The organism is Actinophytocola sediminis (assembly GCF_054779715.1).
The window spans coordinates 38,771-59,911 of the sequence record NZ_BAAGXS010000071.1; the positions used below are offsets into that span (position 1 = coordinate 38,771).

Genomic DNA, 21,141 nt, shown 5'->3' on the forward strand with positions numbered 1-21,141 from the left:
ACGGCAGCGCTCGCTCCTTCCTCCACGCGCGGCGTCGCCAGGGTCTTCCCGACGTACCGCCACAGCGAGAACTGAGCAATGATCGTACCTCAATCAGCAGCCATGGAAAGCGGCTCCGCGCAAGCCTGTTGACCTGCGAAAACGGCAGGTTAATCGATCAAATTAGGCATGCCTGGCCCGCAGTTCCGCGCAAACGATCATGGCCGTTCTACTTTCTGTCTAAAGCAGACAGACTTAATACCCCAAACGGGTAATCATGTAGTGGGATCGGCGACACCCCGGCCGGCCGCCGCCGGGCACATCGGCCAAATCGCCTCCTGACCTGGTAGAACCGGGTGCTGACGACTAACACACCTGATCAGTGGCCCGACGGCGACCCCCGGTCGATGCCCGAAGCCCGGTCGATCGCAACGCTCACAACGCAACGTAACCCAGCAATTCACCGCTACGTGTGAAGGCGATTGCCACACCCTCACCCTGACATCGAGAGTTGGTTACTCCAGACGTTTGACGCACACCCGGCGCGTCGACGTATAGTCCGGCGCGCCGTCTCCAAATCGGAATTAGGCACAACACGCCTATCCTCACCGGAGGAACAAATGACTCAGGTGGTTCAGCCGCCGATTGCGCCCCGGGCCGGGAACCCCGGCAACGACTTCGGCGGAATCACCAGGCAGCCGGCCTCGGCAGCGCACGGCGCATCGAACAGACCCGGTGCACCCGACTTCGTTGCCATCCAGGAGAGCGCCGAGTTCGCCGCACTACGACGACGATTCCGGCGCTTCGTGTTTCCGGTGAGCGCGTTGTTCTTCCTCTGGTACATGACCTACGTGCTGCTCGCCGCGTTCGCGCGCGACCTCATGAGCCACCGGCTGGTCGGCTCGATCAACGTCGGGCTCGCCCTCGGCGTCCTGCAGTTCGTCTCGACCGTGGGGATCACCTTCGGCTACGTGCGCTACGCGCGCAGGAAACTCGACCCGAGTGCCGCCGCGATCCGGGCGGAGGCCGGCCAGTGAACCTCGGCGTGGAGTCCATGGGCAGCCCGGCGCTCAACATGAGCGTGTTCGCCTGCTTCATCGCGATCACGTTGCTCGTGGTGTACCGGGTGAGCCACCGCAACACCACCACCTCGGACTACTACGCCGCCGGCAGCGCGTTCACCGGCGCGCAGAACGGCATCGCGATCACCGGCGACTACCTGTCGGCCGCGTCCTTCCTCGGCATCGCGGGCGCCATCGCGGTACACGGCTACGACGGCTTCCTGTACTCGATCGGCTTCCTGGTCGCGTGGCTGATCGCGTTGTTGCTGGTCGCGGAGTTGGTCAGGAACACCGGCCGGTTCACCATGGGCGACGTGCTCGCCTATCGGATGCGCCAACGCCCGGTGCGCGCCGCGGCGGCCACCTCGACGCTGGTCATCTCGTTCTTCTACATGCTCGCCCAGATGGCCGGCGCGGGCGGACTGATCGCGTTGCTGCTCAACGTGCACGACAGGGCCGGGCAGGCGATCGTGATCTGCGTCGTCGGCCTGATCATGATCTTCTACGTGCTCGTCGGCGGCATGAAGGGCACCACCTGGGTGCAGATCATCAAGGCCACGATGCTGGTGCTGTGCGTGGTGCTGATGACGGTGTTCCTGCTCGGCAAGTTCGGCTTCAGCATGTCCGCGCTGCTCGAGGACGCGGCCGCGAACAACGCCAACGGTCAGCGGATCCTCGAACCGGGCGCCCAGTACTCGACCGCGATCAGCAAGATCGACTTCATCTCGCTGTCCCTGGCGCTGATCCTCGGCGCGGCCGGCCTGCCCCACGTGCTGATGCGGTTCTACACCGTGCCCAACGCGCGGCAGGCCCGCCGCTCGGTGGTGTGGGCGGTCGGCCTGATGTCGGTCTTCTACCTGGCGACGCTGGTGATCGGGTACGGCGCGTCGGCGCTGGTCGGCTCGGACAAGATCCTGTCCTCCACCGGCAACGAGAACTCCGCCGCGCCCCTGCTCGCCTTCGAGATCGGCGGGCCACTGCTGCTCGGCATCGTCTCCGCGGTGGCGTTCGCGACGATCCTCGCGGTGGTCGCCGGGCTGACCATCACCGCGTCCGCGTCCTTCGCCCACGACGTCTACGCCAACATCTTCCGGCGGGGCAAGGCGGATCCGGTCGCGGAGGTCAGGGTCGCCCGGCTGACCGCGGTGGTGGTCGGCGTGCTGGCGATCATCGGCGGCATCCTGGCCAACGGGCAGAACGTCGCGTTCCTGGTGGCACTGGCGTTCGCGTTCGCGGCCTCGGCGAACCTGTCGACGCTGCTGTACTCGTTGTTCTGGCGCCGGTTCAACACCAGGGGCACGCTGTGGGCGATGTACGGCGGCCTCGGCTCGTGCCTGCTGCTGGTGCTGGTGTCCCCGGTGGTCTCCGGCGACCCGACCTCGATCTTCCCCAGTGCGGACTTCCAACTGTTCCCGTTGACGAACCCGGGGCTGGTGTCGATCCCGATCTCGTTCCTCGCCGGCTATCTCGGCACGGTACTCAGCCGGGAGCGGACCGACCGCGCCAAGCAGGCGGAGATGGAGGTCCGGTCACTGACCGGGCTGAGCAACTGAGCCTGACCACGCGTTACAGCGCCACGCCCGCGCGGACCTTCCTGGCGACCTGCCGCTCGGCGATGAACGAGACGAACGGGACCATGCCGGCGAGCATGATCAGCACAGTGCCCTTCATCGACCAGCGGGCCTTGATGGCCAGGTCGACCGCGGCGAGCAGGTAGACGACGTAGAGGAAGCCGTGCACCGGGCCGACGACCGCCATGTAGCTGTCCTGGTCGAAGGCGTACTTCATCATCATCGCCAGGCACAGCGCGAGCAGCCCGACACCGACGATGTAGGCCAGCACGCGGTAGCGGGCCAGCGCGCCGCGAATCCCGGACTCACCGGTGGCCTGTGCCGGGTGCTCCTCATCGGTGAGCGGGGGCTGGGGAGAGGTCATCGGGACTCCTGCTGCTCCTGTGCGGTCTCGTTGAGCCGGGCGAGGTAGCGGTTGTACTCGGCCAGTTCGGGGTCGTCGCCATCCTGCCCGGCGGTGGCGACCCGGCGGGGAGCGGGATCACTCCACGGCTCCGGATCCGGGGTCGGCTGCCGGCGGGCGGGCGCGGCCGGGGTGGCCCGCAGCTTGCGCAGCCGCCAGAACATGAACGCCGGGAACAGCCCGAACAGCGGCCACTGCAGCACGTAGCCGAGGTTCTGCCAGCTCCCGTTGGCCGAGGCGAACCGTTCCCACTGCCACCAGGCCAGCCCGACGCACCCGACAAGTGACACCACACACACGATCACGATGCCCAGCCGGCGAGCCATCAGTCCGCCATTCACACCATCGACGCTAACACCACCGCCGTCGGCCCGGCCTGGCTGGTCAGCGGGCGGTGCGGGCGTACCCGTCGGCCAGGCCGAAGACCTTCTGGCCGTAGGTCACGGAGTTGTTGTAGGAGAACACGGCCGCCCACCAGTCGGCCGGGATCGCCAGGTCACGGTCGTTGGCGCACAGGTAGCGGCCGGCGGCCAGCGCGGCGTCGTCGATCTGCTGGGGGTCGCCGCGCCCGTCGAGGTTGGCGTCGGCGGCCCAGCGGCTCCAGGTAGACGGGATGAACTGCATCGGCCCGACCGCGCGGTCGACCCGCGGATCGCCGTCGAACCGTCCGCCGTCGGTGTCCGCGATCGCCCGCACCCCGGACGAGCCGTCCAGCGGGACCCCGATGATCGGCGGTGACGGCCGGCCGTCGTCGCCGAGCGTCGCGCCGCCGTACCGACCGTGGTTGGACTCGATCCGCCCGATGCCGGCGAGGGTCGCCCAGGACAGGTGACAGCCGGGGTCCTCGGTGCGTAACACGAGTTCGGCGTTGCCGTACGCCATCAGCGCCCGCGCCGGGATCTCGGCCGGCACCTCGAGCCGGTTGGCCCAGGAACGAAGCGGGTCATCCTGCCCGGCGGCCGCCATCGGCTTGGGCTGCGCGACGGCCATGACGGGCGCGAGCGCCCCCGGCTCCACGTCGGCGACCGGGATACCCGAGGAGAAGTCGGGACTGCTGGTGGCGCGCACCGGCTCAGGAGTGGTCGCCACCCGCAGGAGCACCACACCACCGGCACCGATGCCGAGGATGAGCGCCACCACCCCGAGCCGGACGAGAACGCCGAACCGTGACCGGTCCTGGTCCGCCGCGGGTTCGATCACACCCGCTCAACGAGACATCCCCGGTCCCGTTACGCCGCGAGTCCAACACTCCCGGCACACGAGTCCAACGCTCCCGACGCGCGGGCAGGCGGAGAACTGACGCGGGACTGGCGCCTGGTCAGGCGGAGCGGCGCTCGTTCTGGCGCTGCAGACGAGCCACGCACCACGCGGGCGCGCTGCCCTTACGCAGGTGCTGGAGCACCGTGAGCGGGCCGAGCCTGCGGCCGAGGTCGGACGGGGCGAGACCGGCGGCCCGGTAGTCGAGCGCACGCTGGTCGAGCGGGCTGATGCCGGAGTCCCACCACTCCTTGGCCTCGGCGAGCCCGCCGACCATCTGCCACCAGCCGGCGGCGGCCGAGATCAGCTCCGCCGGCACCTCGGGCAGCCGCTCGCGCATGGCCTCGAAGAAGCGGGGGTCGGTGGACTCCACCGTCGCCCACGGGCCGTTGCCGCCGCGGGAACGCTGCCCTGGGATCCCGGTCCTCGGTTGCACCGGGACGTCCGCGAGCCACTCCGACGCGATGCGGGTGATCTCATCCGACTCAGCGGCCTTGGAGTGGTCTTCCGTCCACTGCCGTACCAAGTCGTCCACACCGGGATCGTCGAGCATCCTGCCTCCTCGAGAGAACTGCGGACCAGCCCGCGAAAGTCGATGCGGGAACCGTAAAGGCCGACACCGACAGTTCGCCAGACCTGATCTCGAGGAAAGCGTGCGATCAGGGCTTACACAGGCAGAATCCACCCGTACGGTCCAATGTGGCGCAAGATCCGGCAACAGATAGTTACCGTCGGTGACCTGATGTCGCGCGCGAAACAGCGACGCCACCTCGGTGGTGCCCGATGGCGTCGCTGCTGTCGACCGGGGGACCCGCGCCAGGCGGGCGAAAGTCAGGCGAAGAGGTTCCGCACGAACGTGATGATCGCCTCGGCGCCATCCTCGAGCCAGCCGAGGATCCCCTGTACCGCCTGCGCGGCCTGCGTTGGCTGCGTGATCACATAGAACAGCACCATCGCCACCGCGACCAGGATGATGGCCTTCTTCGCGTTCACCGCTCTCTCCGTCCGCCGTTCCCCAACCGACGACGCTCGCCGGCCCCCGCGCGCCTGTATCACACAAATGGCTGCAGCCAGCTTACGGTGCGTACACCGCCAGGCACAGCACCTTCGGGATTCAGCACGATCTTGAGAGGAGACCCCCGTTGACTGAGACAGTGCGTGTCGAACAGTCCGGTCCGGTCATGACGATCCTGATCAACCGCCCTGACCAGCGCAATGCCGTCGACGGTGCGACCGCGGCCGCGCTGGCGGAGGCGTTCCTGGCGTTCGATTCGGACCCGTCGGCAAAGGTCGCGGTGCTCACCGGGGTGGGCGCGTCGTTCTGCGCGGGCGCCGATCTCAAGGCCCTTGGTACCGAAAGGAGTAACCGGGTCGATACGGATGGTGATGGACCGATGGGCCCGACGCGGATGGTCCTGCGCAAGCCGGTGATCGCGGCGGTCGCCGGGCACGCGGTCGCCGGCGGGCTGGAGTTGGCGCTGTGGTGCGATCTTCGAGTCGCCGACGAGACGGCTGTGTTCGGGGTGTTCTGCCGGCGCTGGGGGGTGCCGCTGATCGACGGCGGGACGGTGCGGCTGCCGAGGCTGATCGGCCAGAGCCGGGCGATGGACATGATCCTGACCGGACGGCCGGTGGACGCGGCGGAGGCGTTGGCGATGGGGTTGGCGAACCGGGTGGTGCCCGAGGGCCGGGCCAGGGCGGCGGCCGAGGAGTTGGCGGCGACGATCGCGGCGTTCCCGCAGGCGTGCATGAACTCGGACCGGGCGTCGGCGTTGGCGCAGTGGGGTGCTGACGAGGAGTCGGCGATGGCCATGGAGTTCGCGCACGGCCTCACCGTGCTGGCGGCGGCAGGCGCGGGCGCCGAGCGCTTCGCGGCGGGCGCTGGCCGGCACGGCGCCTTCGACACGTGACGGGAACGTCGGACTCGCGTGTCGGGAACGCTGAACTCGCGTGTCCGGAACGTTGGACTCGCGGGGTGGGAGGGTTGGACTCGCGGGTCAGGGGCGGGGGTGCATGGCGTAGCGGACGGCTTCGCTGGGGATGACGCGGAGGGCGACGGCGGCCTTGGCACAGGCGGCCTGGGCGTGGCGGACGACTTCCAGCGCGGTGTGGTCGCACATGGTCACGGTGCTCAGGTCCAGGGTGAGTACGTCGAGGTCCGGGGTGTTCCCGATGGTGAAGAAGTCGGTTACCACCCGGTTCACCTCGGCCGCGCCCGCGGCGTCCAGGGTGCCGGTGACACTGACCCCGGTGCCCTCGTTCACCGAGACCGTCACCGGCGACATCCGTGTGCTCATGTCGCAGAGACTAAGCGCCGCCGATCACCGCGCGCCTCCGGATCCGCCCTGAGTCACACCCTGACTTCACGGGATCACACCGTCCGCGCGGAGCTTGTCGATGTCATCCGGTGAATAACCGAGGTCGGCGAGCACGGCGACGGTGTCCGACCTCGGTTCCGCCGGCGCGGTCGGCACGGCGGCCGGGGTCCTGGCGAACCGCGGCGCGGGCGCCGGCTGACGATGCCCCTCCGGTGCCACGAACGTGCCCCTGGCGGCGTTGTGCGGGTGCTCGGCCGCCTCCTCCGGGGTCAGCACCGGCGTCAGGCACGCGTCGGTGCCCTCGGCCAGCTCCGCCCACTCGTCCCGGGTCCTGGTCGCGATCACCGCCGCCAGCTTCACCCGCACCGCCGGCCACCGCTCCTGGTCGAGCCGGTCCGCGACCTCGGCCGGGTCCAGGCCGAGCACGGTCACCAGCGCCTGCCAGAACCGCTCCTCGATCGCGCCGACCGCGACGTACCGGCCGTCGGCGGTCTCGTAGGTGTCGTAGAACGGCGCGCCGCCGTCGAGCATGTTGTTGCCCCGGCCCTTGTGCCACAGGCCGATGTTGCGCAGCCCGTGCAGCCCGGTGGTGAGCAGCGCCGCGCCGTCGACCATGGACGCGTCCACCACCTGACCACGGCCGGACGACGCCCGCTCCACCAACGCGGCGAGCACGCCCATCGCCAGCAGCATCCCGCCGCCGCCGAAGTCGCCGAGCAGGTTCAGCGGCGGCACCGGCCGCTCCCCCGACCGCCCGATCGGCTCCAGCGCGCCGGCCAGGCCGATGTAGTTGATGTCGTGCCCGGCGCTCTGCGCGAGCGGCCCGTCCTGGCCCCAGCCGGTGACCCGCCCGTAGACCAGCCCGGGGTTGCGCCCGAGACACACGTCCGGGCCGAGGCCGAGGCGCTCGGTCACCCCCGGCCGGAAGCCCTCGATCAGCACGTCCGCGCCGTCGATCAACCGCAGCACGACGTCGCGGCCCGCGGGTTGTTTGGTGTCGACGCCGATCCACCGCCGCGACCGCGACAGCGGGTCGTGCGGGAAGACCAGCACGTCGAATCCCGGCTTCGCCCGGTCGACGCGCACGACGTCGGCGCCGAGATCGGCCAGGACGGTGGTGGCGAACGGTGCCGGCGCGAGACCCGCCAGCTCGACAACCTTGAGCCCAACGAGCGGTCCGGCGCCCATCAGCCTCCCTTTCAGCCGTGTCTACAGGGAACGGGAGATGATCTCTTTCATGATCTCGTTGGTGCCGCCGAAGATCCGCTGCACCCTGGCCGCGGTCCACGCCCTGGCGATCGGGTACTCGGTCATGTAACCGTAGCCGCCGAACAGCTGCAGGCACTCGTCGGCGACCCTGGACAGCCGGTCGGTGGTCCACCACTTGGCCATCGCCGCGCCGGTGACGTCCAGCTCGCCGCGCAGGTGCCGCTCGATGCACTGGTCGAGGAAGGCCTGGGAGACCGCGACCTCGGTGGCCGCCTCGGCGAGGGTGAACTTCGTGTTCTGGAACTTGAAGATCTCCCGGCCGAACGCGGTCCGGTCCTTGGTGTAGGCGATGGTCATCTCGACCGCGGAGGCCATCGCCGCGACCGCGGACACCGCGATGATCAGCCGCTCCTGCGGCAGCTGCTGCATGAGGTGGACGAAGCCGAGGCCCTCGGTGCCGCCGAGCAGGTTCTCGACCGGCACCCGCACGTCGTCGAAGAACAGCTCGGAGGTGTCCTGGCCCTTCAGACCGATCTTGTCCAGCACCCGGCCGCGGCGGAAGCCCTCGGTGCCCTCGGTCTCCACCAGCAGCAGCGACACGCCCTGCGCCTTCTCCGCCGGGTCCGTCTTGGCCACCACGATGATCAGCCCGGCCTGCGCGCCGTTGGTGATGAACGTCTTGGCGCCGTTGAGCACGTAGTGGTCGCCGTCCAGGATCGCCTTGGACCGCACGTTCTGCAGGTCCGATCCGGTGCCCGGCTCGGTCATCGCGATCGCGCCGACCAGGTCGCCGCTGGCCAGCCGGGGCAGGTAGCGGCGCTTCTGGTCCTCGGTGCCGGTGGCGAGCAGGTAGTGCGCGACGATGCCGCTGTGCACGGCGTTGCCCCACGCGTCGTCGCCCGCCCTTGCCTGCTCCTCCAGCAGGATCGCCTCGTGGGCGAAGGTGCCCCCGCCGCCGCCGTACTCCTCGGGGATGCTCAGACACAGCAGACCGATCTCGCCCGCCTTGAGCCACAGCTCGCGGTCGACCTGCTTGGCCTCGGCCCAGCGGTCCTGGTTCGGCGCGAGTTCCTTCTGGCAGAAGGAATGGGCGAGCTCGCGGAAGGTGTCGAGATCCTCGTTCAGCCAGGACGAGCGCTGGGTCAGCGGCATGAGATCTCCCAAAGAAACAATCCGAGCGGCATGTAAAGTCTCCACTGAATGTACATGCGTGCCTACCTGCACGTAAAGCGGAGGAGGCCCTCGTGGTGACCGCTCACCGAACCCAGCAGGAACGCAGCTCGCGCACCAGGGCGTTGCTGCTCGACGCGACCATCGACTGTCTGGTCGAACTGGGGTACGCGCGCACCACGGTGATCGAGATCTGCCAGCGGGCCGGGCTGTCGAAGGGCGCCCAGCAGCACCACTTCACCACCAAGGCCGAGCTGATGACCAGCGCGCTCGAGCATCTGTTCACCCGGCTGGCCGACGAGATCCTCGACGACAACCTGCCGGTGGGGCCCGACCGGCTGGAGAAGGGCATCGACCTGCTGTGGGAGGCGTACTCGGGCACGTTGTCCACGGCCGCGGTCGAGCTGTGGGTCGCCGCGCGGACCGACGACGAGCTGCGGGCCAGCCTGCTGCCGGTGGACCGCGCGCTCGGCCACACGACCCTCGAGTTCTACCGGCGGCTGGTCGGTGACACGGGGGCGCCGGCGGACCCGGCCGAGCTGGAGACCGTGCTGCTGCTGACCGTGCACCTGTTCCGCGGCCTGGCGCTGGACGCGATGATCGGCGGCGATCCCGGGCGGCGGACGGCGCTGATCGCCGAGTGGAAGTCCCGGGTGCTCCCGGCGGCCTGACCCGGCTGGACCGGGTTGGACCAGGTGGCAGCCGGCGGCGGTTGGCCCGGCCCTCGCTCGCGCCAACCGCCGCCACGAAGTCGCCTCGGCTCGCTGTGTGCCAGCGATCCGGGCGACCCGGGCGCCCACGGAGGTGTCGTCGCGACACCGCTGGTCGACGCAGCGATGTCGTGCCCCGGCGACACGTCCGCGGACGGCGCCCGAGCCGCGCCGCACCCGCCCCGCACCTGGTAGGCGGCGGTTGGCCCGGCCCTCGCACGGGCCAACCGCCACTACGGAAGAAGAGGGGGGCGAGCGCGGAACGTGACGTTCGCTAACGCAACGATTCTGGTCTCGATCGTTTTCACCTCAGTCGGCCGACCGCCAGAGGTCGTCGCCGCGGTAGTAGTCGGCGATCTCGCCGGCCGACATCCGGTCGGCCTCCCGCCACGGGCCGACGGTGTCGAGCTCGTCGATCGCGATCCAGGCCGAGTCGTCGTAGTCGTACATGTTGGGCCGGGGATCGCCGAGGTCGACGTCGAAGGTCGACTCGCTCGGCAGCTGGCAGCGCCAGATCCGCAGGGTCGCGTCGGCGGCCTGGTCGTCGCCGGTGCGGTAGGAGTTCATCCTGCGGTCACTGAGAATACGGTCGACGCACCGCACCGACACGCTGAACTCGGTGGTGAACTCGCGCTCGATCGCGACGGGCTCGTCCTCGCCGTGGCGTAGTTCGTCGCCCGGCAGTTCCCAGAATCCGGACATGGACGCCGGCCGGGAGCGGCGCGCGACGAACAACCGGGAATCGCGGATGATGGCCGCGCCGGCCACAATAACCTCGCCCATGACGTTCATTAGCTCAGGTCGGCGAGTGCCGCGACAGTGCGCCCAGGTGGCCTGTCGGGCGGGGTCCTCGGCCCGCCGGGGCGACGATTCCCGCCCTTCCGGACGTCGGTGTCCTGGATCACTGGCATCATGCGTGCCGTGACTCAGCCGCCGCCCGCGCAACGACCGATCCCCCAGCCGCCGATGGGAATGCGTCAGCCCCCGCCGCCACCACCGCCACCGCGACGCCGCCGATCCGGCGGTGGCGCCGGTCCGGTGATCGCCGCGATCGCCGCGGTGCTCGCGGCCGGGCTCGCGGTCGCCGGGTTGTTCCTCCCGGTGCATTCCTTGGTCAACACCCAGGATGACGGCGAGCGGACGTTCGGGTACGACTTCACGTGGTGGGGCTACGACGACACCAGCGAGGGTGACGACGCCGGCGTGTTCGAGGTGGGGCCGACGCAGGGCGGGTGGGTGCTGATCGCCGCGGCGGCGGTGCTGGTGCTCGCGGCGCTGTTCGTGTTCCTTGCCGGGCGGTCGGTTCGGCCAGGGGTGCGCACCGCCGGGCGGTCGCTGCTGTCGGCCGGCGTCGGCGTGCTCGTCGGGGCCTCGGTGCTGCAGCTGGTCAGCAGTCTCGCGGACCTGGGGTCCTGGAGCGACCGGCCACTTCGGCCGGGCGAGGCCATCAAGTTCACCATCGAGCTCGGGTTGTACCTGCCGCTCGGCGCGGTGGTGCTGGGGCTCGTCGCGGTGGTGCTGGCGCACCGGGCGCGGCCGGTGCGGCGCGAGCCCGCGACCCCGCCGATGGGTTTCCGGATGCGGCAGTACGGCCCGGGGCCGATGACCGGGCAGCAGCCAGCGCTTGCCGGGCCGGGACAGTCGAGTGGGCGGTTCGCGCCGGTGCCGCCCGGCCAGAGCAGCGGGCGGTTCGCGCCGGTGCCGGTCACGTCCACTTCGGACTCGACGGCCGACGCGGAGCAGGACCCGGAGATCACCCAGCGGACGACTGTCCATGTCGGACCGACGGACGCGGCGGCCGGCCAGCAGGCGCCCGCGCCGCAGAGCCCGGTGCAGGCCGCGCTCACCGCGCAGCCGGGCCAGGACGGGCCGACGCCAACCGAGCCGGCGACCGCGAACCAGCCGACCTCACCGGTGGCCGCTGGCCTGGAACTGGCCGGGCCACCGGCAACCGAGCCCGCCGTCCCAACAGGAGCCACGCTCGCCCCACCCGACCAGCCTGCCGCGACAACCACCGCCGCACCCGCCGACACACCGTCGACGGCGGCCAAAACCCCAACAGCGGCACCGGAAGCGCCCGCGGGAGCGACCCTCGCGCCACGACCCGACGCGCCGACCACACCTGCCGAACCAACGGAGCCGGCCACACCGAAAGCGGCCGAAACCACGCCGGCAGAGCCATCAGGAGCCACGCTCGCGCCGTCCGGCCAATCATCCCCTGGACCGGCCGAGCCACCAAGCCAAACCGACGCGACCCCGGCCGCGCCAACACCGGCGGAATCCACGCCCGAAACCGCGCCGCCGAGCCACACCGGCCAGGAACCGGCCAAGTCGGAAAGCCGCGAGCCAGATGCGCAAACCAGTCTCGACGCCGCGCCGACTCCCCCAATCCCCATCCCACCGGCGGCCACCGAACCCGCGCCACCCAGCCAGCCCGGCACCGCACCGACGGCACCGTCCACACCGGTCGCCGACGGCCCACCGTCCACTCCGGAACCGGCCCCGCTGGCCCCGCTCAACCTCCCGCCCGCTCCCCCGGCCCCGGAACTCCGCGGCGAGGACGACAAAAAACAGAACTGACCAAATAACCGGCCGGTCTCGCCAAGCGAGGCCGGCCGAGTCAATTCCGGACCGCACGCACTACCCGGCGCGACTCCATTCAGGTGAATCGCCGGCCAACACCGCCCCGCAGCCCGTCCAAATGGGCAGCGCTGCCGAATTACCCTGTCCCAATCCCCCCGGCTGCGGGATGATCCTGGGGTGTTCGGCCCGGCGGGCGCGCGGCGTGTACCCGCCTCGCTCCCAGTGCTCACTCTCGTCCTCCTCGGGGTGGCCGCATGGTGCATCTGGTCGCGGGCGGCGTCCCCCACCGACGGCACCACGGTCAGCCCCGCGGACAGTGGCGTCTCCTTCGGGTCGATCGTGGTCTCCGACACCGAACCCGGCAGCCCGTTCCACCTCGGCGACCGGATCACCGCCATCGACGGGGTCGTGCTCGCCGAGCGCGTGGCCCAGCTCCCCGGCGGTCTCCCGACCGCCGTCGGCGACCGGCTGACCTACACCGTCCTGCGCGACGGCCGCACCATCGACCTCGGCGTCACCCTGGCGCCCTACCCGGTCGTCGACGGCCTGGCCGACTGGTGGCCGATGTTGCTCGTCGTCGCGTTGTTGATGGCCAGCTCGGTCACCGTCATCCGCGCCCGGCCACGCGATCCGGCCGCGCACGCGACCGTGCTGACCTCCGCCGTCGGCATCGTGGCCACGGTCGGCGCCGGCCTGTTCCCGCTCGCCGCGGTCGATCTCGTTGCCGGACACCAGTTCTGGCGCTGGTTCACCGGCCAGCTGGCGTTCGCGTTGCTGTGGGGCGCGGTGCTGCACTTCGCGCTCGCCTTTCCCGGGGTCGCCGCGCTGACCCGGCACCGGCTACTGGTCGCGGCCGGCTACCTGGGCACGCTGGCGCTCTACGGGCTCGTCTGGCTGGTCGCGGTGCTGGCGATCGACGACCCGGTGGAACGGCTGTACGCGGTCGGCGCGCCCGTGACGGCCAGCCTGTTCGGCTACCCGGCACTGATCATCTACGTGCTGGTCCGCAAGTTCCGAAGATCCACCGACACGCGCACCCGCCGGCCGCTGCTGTGGCTGCTGTGTGCGCTCGTCGCCAGCACGCTCACCTACTACGCGCTGTCCGCCATTCCGATCGTCACCGTCGGCCGCCCGCTGATGCCCTACGAGTACCAGGCACTGCCCTTCGCCGTGGTGCCGATCGCGATGGCCGCCGCGGTGTTGCGCTACCGGGCACTGAACATCGAGGTCGCGGTCAGTCGCTCACTGGTCTACGGCTCCCTGTTCGCCGGCGCGATCGGCCTCTACGTCGCCGTGGTCACCCTGCTCTCCGCGATCTTCGGCCAGCTCGACGAGGTCTGGCAGCAGGGCGCGATCGCCGCGACCATCGCGGTCCTGGTGCAACCGCTGCGCTACCGGCTGCGCAGGCTGATCAACAAACGGCTCTACGGCGAGCACGACGACCCGTTCCGGGTGGTCTCCGCGCTCGCCTCCCGGCTGGAGAACACCCCGACCGCGGCCACGATGCTCCCGGAGATCGTGGACATCGTGGCCGCGGCGTTACGCCTGCCGTACATGGCCATCGAGATCCAGGCCCGCGGCCGCAGCGAGACCGCGGCCAGCGTCGGCGTCACGACCGGCGACCAGGTGCGGATCCCACTGACCTTCCACGGCGAACGGGTCGGCAACCTGGTGGTGGGCAAGCGATCGCAGCGGGAGCTGACCCGGCCCGACCGCATGGCGCTCGCCGAGGTCGCCCGGCATGCCGGCGCCGCGGTCTACACCGCCCGGCTGACCAGGGACCTGCGCCGCAGCCGCGACCGCCTGGTGCACGCGCGGGAGCTGGAGCGGCGGCGGATCCTGCACGAGCTGCACGACGGGGTCGGCCCGACGCTGGCCGCGGTGGCGCTCGGCCTGGACGTCAGCCGGCGCACCGTCGGCGAGCAGACCCCGACCGGCGAGTTGCTCAGCCGGCTGCGCGACGAGTTACAGGCCGCGATCGTGGAGATCCGCCGCCTCGCCCACGGTCTGCGGCCGCCGGTGCTCGACCGGCTCGGCCTGATCCCGGCGATCCGGGAGTACGCGGGCGCGCTGGCGAGCCGGACCGCCGGGTCGGAGTCGTCGATGGACGGGGTGACGATCGTGCTGGAGGTGCCGTCGGCCATGCCGAAGCTGCCGGCACCGGTCGACGTCGCCGCGTACCGGATCATCTGTGAGGCGCTGACCAATGTGACCAGGCACGCGGCGGCCAGTTCCTGCGCGGTGCGGCTGTGGGTCGACGACGACCTGCACATCGAGGTGGTCGACGACGGGGTCGGGCTGCCGGCGGTGACCAACGGCGGGGTCGGCCTGTCCTCGATGCGCGAGCGGGCATCCGAGCTCGGCGGTGAGTGTCTGGTGGAGGCCGAACACGATGGGGGGACGCGGGTGTTCGCAACGCTGCCGCTGCCGAAGGAGGGGGGCTGATGCTGCGGGTCCTGGTGGTGGACGATCATCCGCTGTTCCGGTTCGGCCTGTGCACGGTGTTGGCGGCCGAGCCGACGATCGACGTGGTCGGCGAGGCGGCCACCGGGCGGGACGCGGTGAGCGCGGCGAAGGCCTTCGAGCCGGACGTGGTGGTGATGGACCTGCATCTGCCCGACATCGACGGCATCGAGGCCACCCGCCAGATCGTCACCGAACGCCAGCTCACCGGGGTGGTCGTGCTGACCATGTTCAACGACACCGAGTCCGTGTTCGCCGCGATGCGGGCCGGCGCGCGGGGGTATCTGCTGAAGGGGGCCGGGCAGGAGGAGATCGTCCGCGCGGTGCACGCGGTCGGCCGGGGCGAGGCCATCTTCGGCCCGGACATCGCCAACCGGGTGATCGGTTTCTTCAACACCGGCCCGACGACCGCCGACCAGCTCTTCCCCGAACTGACCACACGGGAGCGGGAGGTACTCGCCCTCATCGCCGACGGCGAGAGCAACGCGGTGATCGCCCGCCGCCTGTCCCTGAGCCCCAAGACCGTGCGCAACCACGTGTCGAGCATCTTCACCAAGCTCCACGTCGCCGACCGCGCCCAGGCCATCGTCCGCGCCCGCAAGGCCGGCCTCGGCGAACACCCCCCGCCACCACCCCCACCCCAGTAACCCCGCGAGTCCAACGCTCCCGACCATGCGTATCTCACAGTTCGCGCACGGGCGCCCGGTCGGGCAAACCCGGGACACCGGTCCCATGCGCCCGGGACGCCCGTTCGGGCAGCCTTCTTCTCGCACGGGCTTCGGCGTGCAGTGCGCCGGGTCGGGGGCGTGCATAGGGAGAGCGGGAACGTAGATGTTGGAGCAGAACAGAATCCCGGTCGTCGTGCGGGCGACCGATCCCATCCTGCAGAACGGCGTACAGATGGCGCTGCGCACCCGCCAGGAGATCTGGCTCGTCGACGAGGAGGGCGCATCGCCGGACTCGGTCGCGCTGGTCGTGACCGACCGGTTCGACGAGCGGGCGGGCCAACTGCTGCGCAGCCTCCAGGTGCGCGGGTTCTCCCGGGTCGTGCTGATCGCCGGCGAGTTGGAGGACACCGAGATCCTGACCGCGGTCGAAGGCGGCGTCTGCGCCGTTGCCCGCCGGGCCGACACCACCCCGGACGTGCTCGTCCGGCTCGTCAAGGCGGCCTCCGCCGGGGAGGGCGCGCTGCCGCCCGACCTGCTCGGCAGGCTGCTCAACCGGGTCTCCCGGCTGCAGCGCCACGTGTTGGAGCCACGTGGCCTGCACCTGGCCGGCATCACCAACCGGGAGACCGAGGTCCTCCGGCTTGTCGCATCCGGACTGTCCACAAAGGAAATCGCGGACAAGCTCTGCTACTCGCAGCGGACGGTCAAGAGCATCCTGCACGACGTGACCAACCGGTTCCAGCTACGCAACCGGTCGCACGCTGTGGCCTACGCCTTACGCGAAGGTCTTATCTAGCAACGGAAAAGGCGGGGCGGCGACAGCCGCCCCGCACGTCAACCCTGTGCCGGACCGGACAGCCTGCCGGAGAAGGACACCGCCGGCCGGCAGTTGCCGTCCGCCGGCTCCGGGGCACCCGGGGTCTGACAGCTCACCTCGATGGTCAGCGGGGCGTTCGGCGCGAACGTCCACGGCTCGAGGAAGTGGTAGTCCAGGTCCCGGAAGTTCGCCAGTCCGGCCTCGAGCAACACGTCGTCCCCACGCAGGATCCGCAGCGTCCCGGTGTCCCCCCTCGGGTTCTGCATGATGATGTCGGTGACGACCAGCGTCTTGTTCGCCGGGAGCACGCCTTCTGGCACCTCGAACGGTTCGAACGCCGCCGGGTCGGGGTCGGCCGCGGTGTCGGTGGTGATCCGGAAGTCCACCGCCGAGCCGGACGAGATGTTCACCCCGTCGGGACTGGTGGTCGCGCCTCGCGCGGCGGTACCGCCATCGGCCGCGGCCGCCGCCGCCTCGGACGCCTTGACCTCGGCCGCGTTCGCCGACTGCTGCGCGTCGTCGGCCTTCTCCTCGGCCTGCCGCGCCGCGTTCATCATCTCGCCCTGTACCTGCGCCACCTCCTTGCGCGCCTCCTCGCGCGCGGCGGTCTGCACGGTCGGCTTGACCATCGTGAACCAGAGCACGGCGAGCACCCCGGCGAGCGCGAGCGCCGCCACCGCGGCCGGCAGCAACCACTTCGGCAGCAACTGCTGCTGCACCACGGTGCCGTTGACCGTGGTCGGCGGCAGGTCGCTGGACATCGCGGTGACCTGGAACGGGTGCCGGCGCTCGGTGCCCCGCAGGAACCGGTCGTAGGGCTTGGCGCGCAACCGAAGGAAGGCCGAGGTGCCCGGCTGCACCAACAGCGAGCTGTGGTTCAGCGTGAGCCTGAGCTGCTCCTCCGGGTCGGCGGCGACCACCTCCACGCCGACCGGGTGGTTGCCGGAGTTGTCCACCACGACCTCGTGCACGGCCTTGGTGCGGCACTGCGACGACTTCGGCGACAGCTCGACCTGGAGGTTGGTGAACTGCGCGACCTCGACCGTGCCCTCCTCGACCGAGGACCCGCCCGGCTCCTCCCTGGACAGCACCCGGACACCGAAGGGCACCGACCCGGCGAGCACCGAGGAGTCCCTCGGCGGGGTGAAGGTGACGGTGGCCTGACCGTCCTGCCCCGGCATCAGGTTCATCACCCTCGGGACGACCTCGGTCCACTCCCGCGTGTCCCCGACAATGTCCAAACTGAACTGGTCGACGAGCGTTCCGTTGTTCCGCACCAGGACGTTGGCCTCGATCGACTCACCCGGGGTTACGGACAGCTGCCTGCTCGCCATCGACGTGGTGGCTCCCATGCTGGGAAGTCTGGGAGCAGTGGGACCTTCCGGCAGGCTGCGAACGGGTGCGTGCCGGGGCGGCCGGTACTGCCCCATCGGGCGCGTCCGGACGTCCACTACGCCACCCGGCGGTCTGGGCCGGCGCCGGCGCGACCGCCATAGGTTGGGGCGCGGTGACACACGCCTGGAGGTCTGTCGTGCCCAAGCTATCCGTTCGCCTGCGCGCCGTCGCCGCCGGTGGGGCGGCGATGGCTGCCCTCGCCACCGTCGTGCTGGTTCCGGTGCTCACCCAGGCGCCGGCCGCACGCGCCGAGGTCGCGCCGGGCGCCACGATCCGCGCCTCGGTGGTGGACGGGACCAACGCCGAGGCGGAACTCGGCGCCTACCAACAGGAACTGGCCGCCGGCGGGAACGCGGTGGTGTTCACCAGCGACAGCCAGCTGGACGACCTGGCGACCTCGCCCGACGGCGAGCAGTACGCCAACGAGAACGTCTATGTCCGTGACCTGTCCGCCGGCCGCACGGTGATGATCAGCCGCGGCCAGTTCTCCTGGCCGGAGTCCGCCGGCTCCGCGCACGAACCACGGCACGACGGCGGCTCACCGGCGCCGGAGCCGGTGCTGGGTGAGGTGCCGCCGAACCAGGACAGCTACCAGCCGACGATCTCCGCCGACGGCCGGTTCGTGGCGTTCGTGACCACGGCGACCAACATCGTGCGCGCCGACGACGATCACGACCAGGACATCATCGTCTGCGACCGCGATCCGGACGGGGACGGCACGTTCGACGAGGACCGCGACGACGGCGACCGGGACTACCGGTACTTCCGGGTCACCACGCCGATCTACGACCACGGACGTGAGTACCGCACCGACGACCCGCGCCGGCCACGGCTGTCCGACGACGCCTCGCGCATCGTGTGGCAGGACCAGCGCGACGTCGAGGACAACCGGTACGCGCGGGTGCGCACCGCGACCCTTCGGCTGACCCCGGCGCACGACCCCGGCCCGCCGACATCCGCCGGCTGGGTGCCCACCCCGCTCGGCGACGAGCTGCTGGAGGACCAGGCCTACCCGGACGTGTCCGGGGACGGCCGGTTCGTCGTGCTGTCCGCGCGTTTCCTGAAACCGCGCCAGGACCACCACCGCAACGACCTGCGCCACGACGCGATCCTGCGGGTGGACACCGTGACCAGCGCGATCACCAGGGTGGACCTCGACCGGGCTGGCGACCCGATCGGCACCGAGGAGGCGATCTTCCTGTCCTCGCCGGTGATCTCCCGCGACGGCACGGTGATCGCGTTCGAGGCGGAGTGGTACGACTACGACCCGTGCGACGGAACCTGTTGGGACCGCGGCGGTCTGCCCGACGTGCACGCGGTGGGCGTCGGGCTGGACGGCCGGGTGACCGAGTCCGCGATCGTGTCCAGGGACAACGCTGGCGACCAGGTGAACGGTGTCGCACCGGGACTGTCCGGCGACGGCCGGTTCGTCTCCTTCGTGACCGACAACCGCGACGCGCACGACGGTGTGGACGATGTGGACGGTCACAGCTGCCTGTTCCGGCAGGACGACGGCGGCACCGAGACCCCGAAAGCGGCCGAGCCGCCGGTGGCCGACGCGCGGACGGACCGGACCAGCTGTCAGGTCGTGGTGCGGGATCTGGTGGTGGACCGGGAAAGGCTGGCCGCCGACGCGCCAAGGCTGCCCGGCGCGCTCGCCTCACCGGGTACCGAGGACCGCTGCGCCGACCCGATGCCGGCCGACGGCACGTGCGGCGGCAACGCCGACACCACCCCGTTCGGCACCGAGCGGTCGCCGACGCTGGCCGCCGACGGTCACCGGATCGCCTACGAGTCCGCCGCGACCGACCTGGTGCCCGACGTGCCGGACAACAACGACGCCCAGGACGTGTTCGTGCGGACGTTCCGGCCCGAGCTGCGCGCCGACCCCGGCCTGCTGGACTTCGGTGAGGTGCTGGTCGACACGCCGGTGACCGCCACGGTTCGCCTCGACCACGTTGGCATCGGCCCGCTGGTGGTCGCCGAGCTGGCGATCGAGGGTGCCGGGTTCACCGTGGCGGACCAGACCTGCGTGCTCGAGGGCGCGGTGGTGCAGCAGGCGGGCGGCTGTCTGGTCGAGATCGAGTTCCGGCCGCCGGCCGAGAACGACTTCGCGGGTGTGTTGCGGTTGGTGCTGACCGATGACCGGGAGTTCACCGTCGACCTGGTCGGTGTCGGCGTGCTCGAACTGGAAGAGCCTGGGCAGCCGGGACAGCCCGGTTCGGCGGCTTTCGCGGCCGCCCCGGACCCGGTGAGCTTCGGCTCCCGGCTGATCCGCTCGACCGGTCCTGCTGGGACGGTCACGGTCACCAACACCGGCGGCGGCACGCTCACGGTGAGTGGGGTGACGGTGGAGCCGCCAGCGGCCAGCGCGCACTACACGGTGACCGCCAACACCTGTGCCGGCGCGCCGCTGGCCCCCGGCGCGTCCTGCGCGGTGACCGTCTCGCTGGTCCCGGCGGCCGGTGGTGACCTGTCCGCCGTGCTGTCCTTTGAGGACGACGCGGCCGGCGCGCCGCATCTGGTCGGGTTGACCGGCTCGGCGCCGACCCCGGAGATCGAGCTGTCGCCGGCGGTGACCCAACCCGGCCGGGTGGTGACCGTGATCGGCACCGGCTTCACCCCGAACCAACTTGTCGTCGCGACGGCACCGCTGGCGGTCCAGACCAACCCGGTGACCGTGGCCGCCGACGGGACATTCCGGTCGGCGCTGCTGATCCTGCCCAAGTCGACTGCCGGCAACCGGGTGGTGGTGGCGAAGGTGACCGTGTTCCCCGAGGTCAACGCGGAGCAACCGCTGCTGGTGGTGACGCCGACCGTCGGGCCGGCGGAGTTCGTCGTGCGCGGCTGATCAGCGGGTGAGGAACGGGACCACCAGGTCCGCGAACGGTTGCGGGGCCGTGGCGTGGATCTCGTGGCCGACCGGGATCGTCTCGACCGTGGCCGCCGGCATCCTGGCCGCGGCCAGGGTGTGCCGCGCCGGGTCGAGGTGGCTGGTCGGGCCGCCGCTGATCCACAGCGTCGGCGCCGGGATGCGGCCGATGTTGGCCCACCACTGGGGGTTGGCGCGGCGGCCGTCGGCCCGGATCGGGGTCACCGCGCGCCAGTCGAACGGCGGCGGGATGGTCGGTTCCGCCGGCGGGTTCGGGTCCGGCAGCGGTGGACCGGTCTCCGGTGGCACCGGTGGGTCCTCGAGGACCAGGCGGCGGACCAGCTCGGGGTGACGACCGGCGAGCAGGGAGGCGACCAGTCCGCCGAGTGAATGGCCGACCAGGTCCATCTCGGACACCTCGGGCAGGGCGAGTAACACGTCGGCGACCATCAGGTCGACGGTGTAGGTGTCCGAACGGGGGCTCTGGCCGTGACCACGCAGGTCGAGGGCGATCGTGTGCCGGTCGGGCAGTGCGCGGGTGAGGTCGGTCCAGGTGGTGGCGTCGCCGCCGAGCCCGTGCAGCAGCACCACCGGTGGGCCGTTGCCAGGGGCTCCGGTGGTGCGGCGATGCAGCTCGACAGTGGAGGGCATCCGCCCAACCTAGT

Annotated in this window: 20 protein-coding genes; 9 read left to right on the plus strand and 11 right to left on the minus strand. The window is 70.8% G+C overall.

Annotated elements, in window-relative coordinates; genetic code table 11:
* Nucleotides 1-599 precede the first annotated feature (599 nt).
* Nucleotides 600-1,016, plus strand: coding sequence for a DUF485 domain-containing protein (locus ACYVIP_RS33190; protein WP_460403614.1), 417 nt, complete (start codon nt 600-602; stop codon nt 1,014-1,016).
* Nucleotides 1,017-1,033: 17 nt separating this feature from the next.
* Nucleotides 1,034-2,593, plus strand: coding sequence for a solute symporter family protein (locus tag ACYVIP_RS33195; protein WP_460403694.1), 1,560 nt, complete (start codon nt 1,034-1,036; stop codon nt 2,591-2,593).
* A gap of 13 nt (nt 2,594-2,606) precedes the next feature.
* On the opposite strand, the gene ACYVIP_RS33200 is transcribed toward ACYVIP_RS33195, so the two are convergent.
* The 5 genes from ACYVIP_RS33200 to ACYVIP_RS33220 all read right to left on the minus strand — a co-directional run bounded on the left by ACYVIP_RS33200 (nt 2,607) and on the right by ACYVIP_RS33220 (nt 5,264).
* Entirely contained in the window at nt 2,607-2,975 is a 369-nt protein-coding gene (locus tag ACYVIP_RS33200; RefSeq protein WP_460403615.1) for a DUF3817 domain-containing protein, read from the minus strand.
* The gene (locus ACYVIP_RS33205) at nt 2,972-3,340 is read right to left on the minus strand and encodes a hypothetical protein (RefSeq protein WP_460403696.1); all 369 of its coding nucleotides are present in this window, start codon (nt 3,338-3,340) and stop codon (nt 2,972-2,974) included. Before ACYVIP_RS33205 ends, ACYVIP_RS33200 begins: the two co-directional genes overlap by 4 nt.
* A 58-nt stretch (nt 3,341-3,398) precedes the next feature.
* The gene (locus tag ACYVIP_RS33210; protein WP_460403617.1) at nt 3,399-4,214 is read right to left on the minus strand and encodes a lytic transglycosylase domain-containing protein; all 816 of its coding nucleotides are present in this window, start codon (nt 4,212-4,214) and stop codon (nt 3,399-3,401) included.
* Between the two features lie 118 nt (nt 4,215-4,332).
* Entirely contained in the window at nt 4,333-4,824 is a 492-nt protein-coding gene (locus ACYVIP_RS33215; RefSeq protein ID WP_460403619.1) for a helix-turn-helix transcriptional regulator, read from the minus strand.
* 278 nt (nt 4,825-5,102) lie between these two features.
* Nucleotides 5,103-5,264 carry a hypothetical protein gene (locus tag ACYVIP_RS33220; protein WP_460403621.1) on the minus strand — a complete coding sequence of 54 codons (162 nt, stop codon included), beginning with the start codon at nt 5,262-5,264 and terminating at the stop codon, nt 5,103-5,105.
* A 149-nt stretch (nt 5,265-5,413) separates the two neighbouring features.
* Between ACYVIP_RS33220 and ACYVIP_RS33225 the strand changes: the two genes are divergently transcribed.
* Complete coding sequence (locus tag ACYVIP_RS33225; RefSeq protein ID WP_460403623.1) at nt 5,414-6,181, plus strand: crotonase/enoyl-CoA hydratase family protein; 768 nt, start codon at nt 5,414-5,416, stop codon at nt 6,179-6,181.
* Between the two features lie 87 nt (nt 6,182-6,268).
* Here the strand turns inward: ACYVIP_RS33225 and ACYVIP_RS33230 are convergent, their stop codons facing one another.
* From ACYVIP_RS33230 to ACYVIP_RS33240, 3 genes are all read right to left on the minus strand, one after another.
* On the minus strand, nt 6,269-6,568 hold the full coding sequence (locus tag ACYVIP_RS33230) for a hypothetical protein (RefSeq protein ID WP_460403625.1): 300 nt from the start codon (nt 6,566-6,568) through the stop codon (nt 6,269-6,271).
* Nucleotides 6,569-6,634: 66 nt separating this feature from the next.
* Nucleotides 6,635-7,777, minus strand: a complete 1,143-nt coding sequence (locus tag ACYVIP_RS33235; protein WP_460403627.1) for a CaiB/BaiF CoA transferase family protein — start codon at nt 7,775-7,777, stop codon at nt 6,635-6,637.
* A gap of 21 nt (nt 7,778-7,798) precedes the next feature.
* Nucleotides 7,799-8,950, minus strand: a complete 1,152-nt coding sequence (locus ACYVIP_RS33240; RefSeq protein ID WP_460403629.1) for an acyl-CoA dehydrogenase family protein — start codon at nt 8,948-8,950, stop codon at nt 7,799-7,801.
* Nucleotides 8,951-9,045: 95 nt separating this feature from the next.
* On the opposite strand from ACYVIP_RS33240, the gene ACYVIP_RS33245 reads away from it, so the two are divergent.
* A complete protein-coding gene (locus tag ACYVIP_RS33245) occupies nt 9,046-9,639 on the plus strand; it encodes a TetR/AcrR family transcriptional regulator (RefSeq protein ID WP_460403631.1) in 594 nt (197 codons plus the stop codon).
* 348 nt (nt 9,640-9,987) lie between these two features.
* On the opposite strand, the gene ACYVIP_RS33250 is transcribed toward ACYVIP_RS33245, so the two are convergent.
* The gene (locus tag ACYVIP_RS33250) at nt 9,988-10,461 is read right to left on the minus strand and encodes an NUDIX domain-containing protein (RefSeq protein WP_460403633.1); all 474 of its coding nucleotides are present in this window, start codon (nt 10,459-10,461) and stop codon (nt 9,988-9,990) included.
* Nucleotides 10,462-10,599: 138 nt separating this feature from the next.
* On the opposite strand from ACYVIP_RS33250, the gene ACYVIP_RS33255 reads away from it, so the two are divergent.
* From ACYVIP_RS33255 to ACYVIP_RS33270, 4 genes are all read left to right on the plus strand, one after another.
* Nucleotides 10,600-12,258 carry a hypothetical protein gene (locus ACYVIP_RS33255; RefSeq protein WP_460403635.1) on the plus strand — a complete coding sequence of 553 codons (1,659 nt, stop codon included), beginning with the start codon at nt 10,600-10,602 and terminating at the stop codon, nt 12,256-12,258.
* Nucleotides 12,259-12,483: 225 nt separating this feature from the next.
* The gene (locus ACYVIP_RS33260; protein WP_460403637.1) at nt 12,484-14,706 is read left to right on the plus strand and encodes a sensor histidine kinase; all 2,223 of its coding nucleotides are present in this window, start codon (nt 12,484-12,486) and stop codon (nt 14,704-14,706) included.
* Complete coding sequence (locus ACYVIP_RS33265; protein ID WP_460403639.1) at nt 14,706-15,371, plus strand: response regulator; 666 nt, start codon at nt 14,706-14,708, stop codon at nt 15,369-15,371. The genes ACYVIP_RS33260 and ACYVIP_RS33265 overlap by 1 nt, the downstream gene beginning before the upstream one ends.
* A 184-nt stretch (nt 15,372-15,555) precedes the next feature.
* Complete coding sequence (locus ACYVIP_RS33270; RefSeq protein WP_460403641.1) at nt 15,556-16,188, plus strand: helix-turn-helix transcriptional regulator; 633 nt, start codon at nt 15,556-15,558, stop codon at nt 16,186-16,188.
* A 38-nt stretch (nt 16,189-16,226) separates the two neighbouring features.
* Here ACYVIP_RS33270 and ACYVIP_RS33275 read toward each other — a convergent pair whose 3' ends face one another.
* Nucleotides 16,227-17,561 carry a COG1470 family protein gene (locus ACYVIP_RS33275; RefSeq protein WP_460403643.1) on the minus strand — a complete coding sequence of 445 codons (1,335 nt, stop codon included), beginning with the start codon at nt 17,559-17,561 and terminating at the stop codon, nt 16,227-16,229.
* Nucleotides 17,562-17,740: 179 nt separating this feature from the next.
* On the opposite strand from ACYVIP_RS33275, the gene ACYVIP_RS33280 reads away from it, so the two are divergent.
* On the plus strand, nt 17,741-20,455 hold the full coding sequence (locus ACYVIP_RS33280; RefSeq protein ID WP_460403645.1) for a choice-of-anchor D domain-containing protein: 2,715 nt from the start codon (nt 17,741-17,743) through the stop codon (nt 20,453-20,455).
* On the opposite strand, the gene ACYVIP_RS33285 is transcribed toward ACYVIP_RS33280, so the two are convergent.
* The gene (locus ACYVIP_RS33285) at nt 20,456-21,127 is read right to left on the minus strand and encodes an alpha/beta fold hydrolase (protein ID WP_460403647.1); all 672 of its coding nucleotides are present in this window, start codon (nt 21,125-21,127) and stop codon (nt 20,456-20,458) included.
* Between the last annotated feature and the right edge of the window lie 14 nt (nt 21,128-21,141).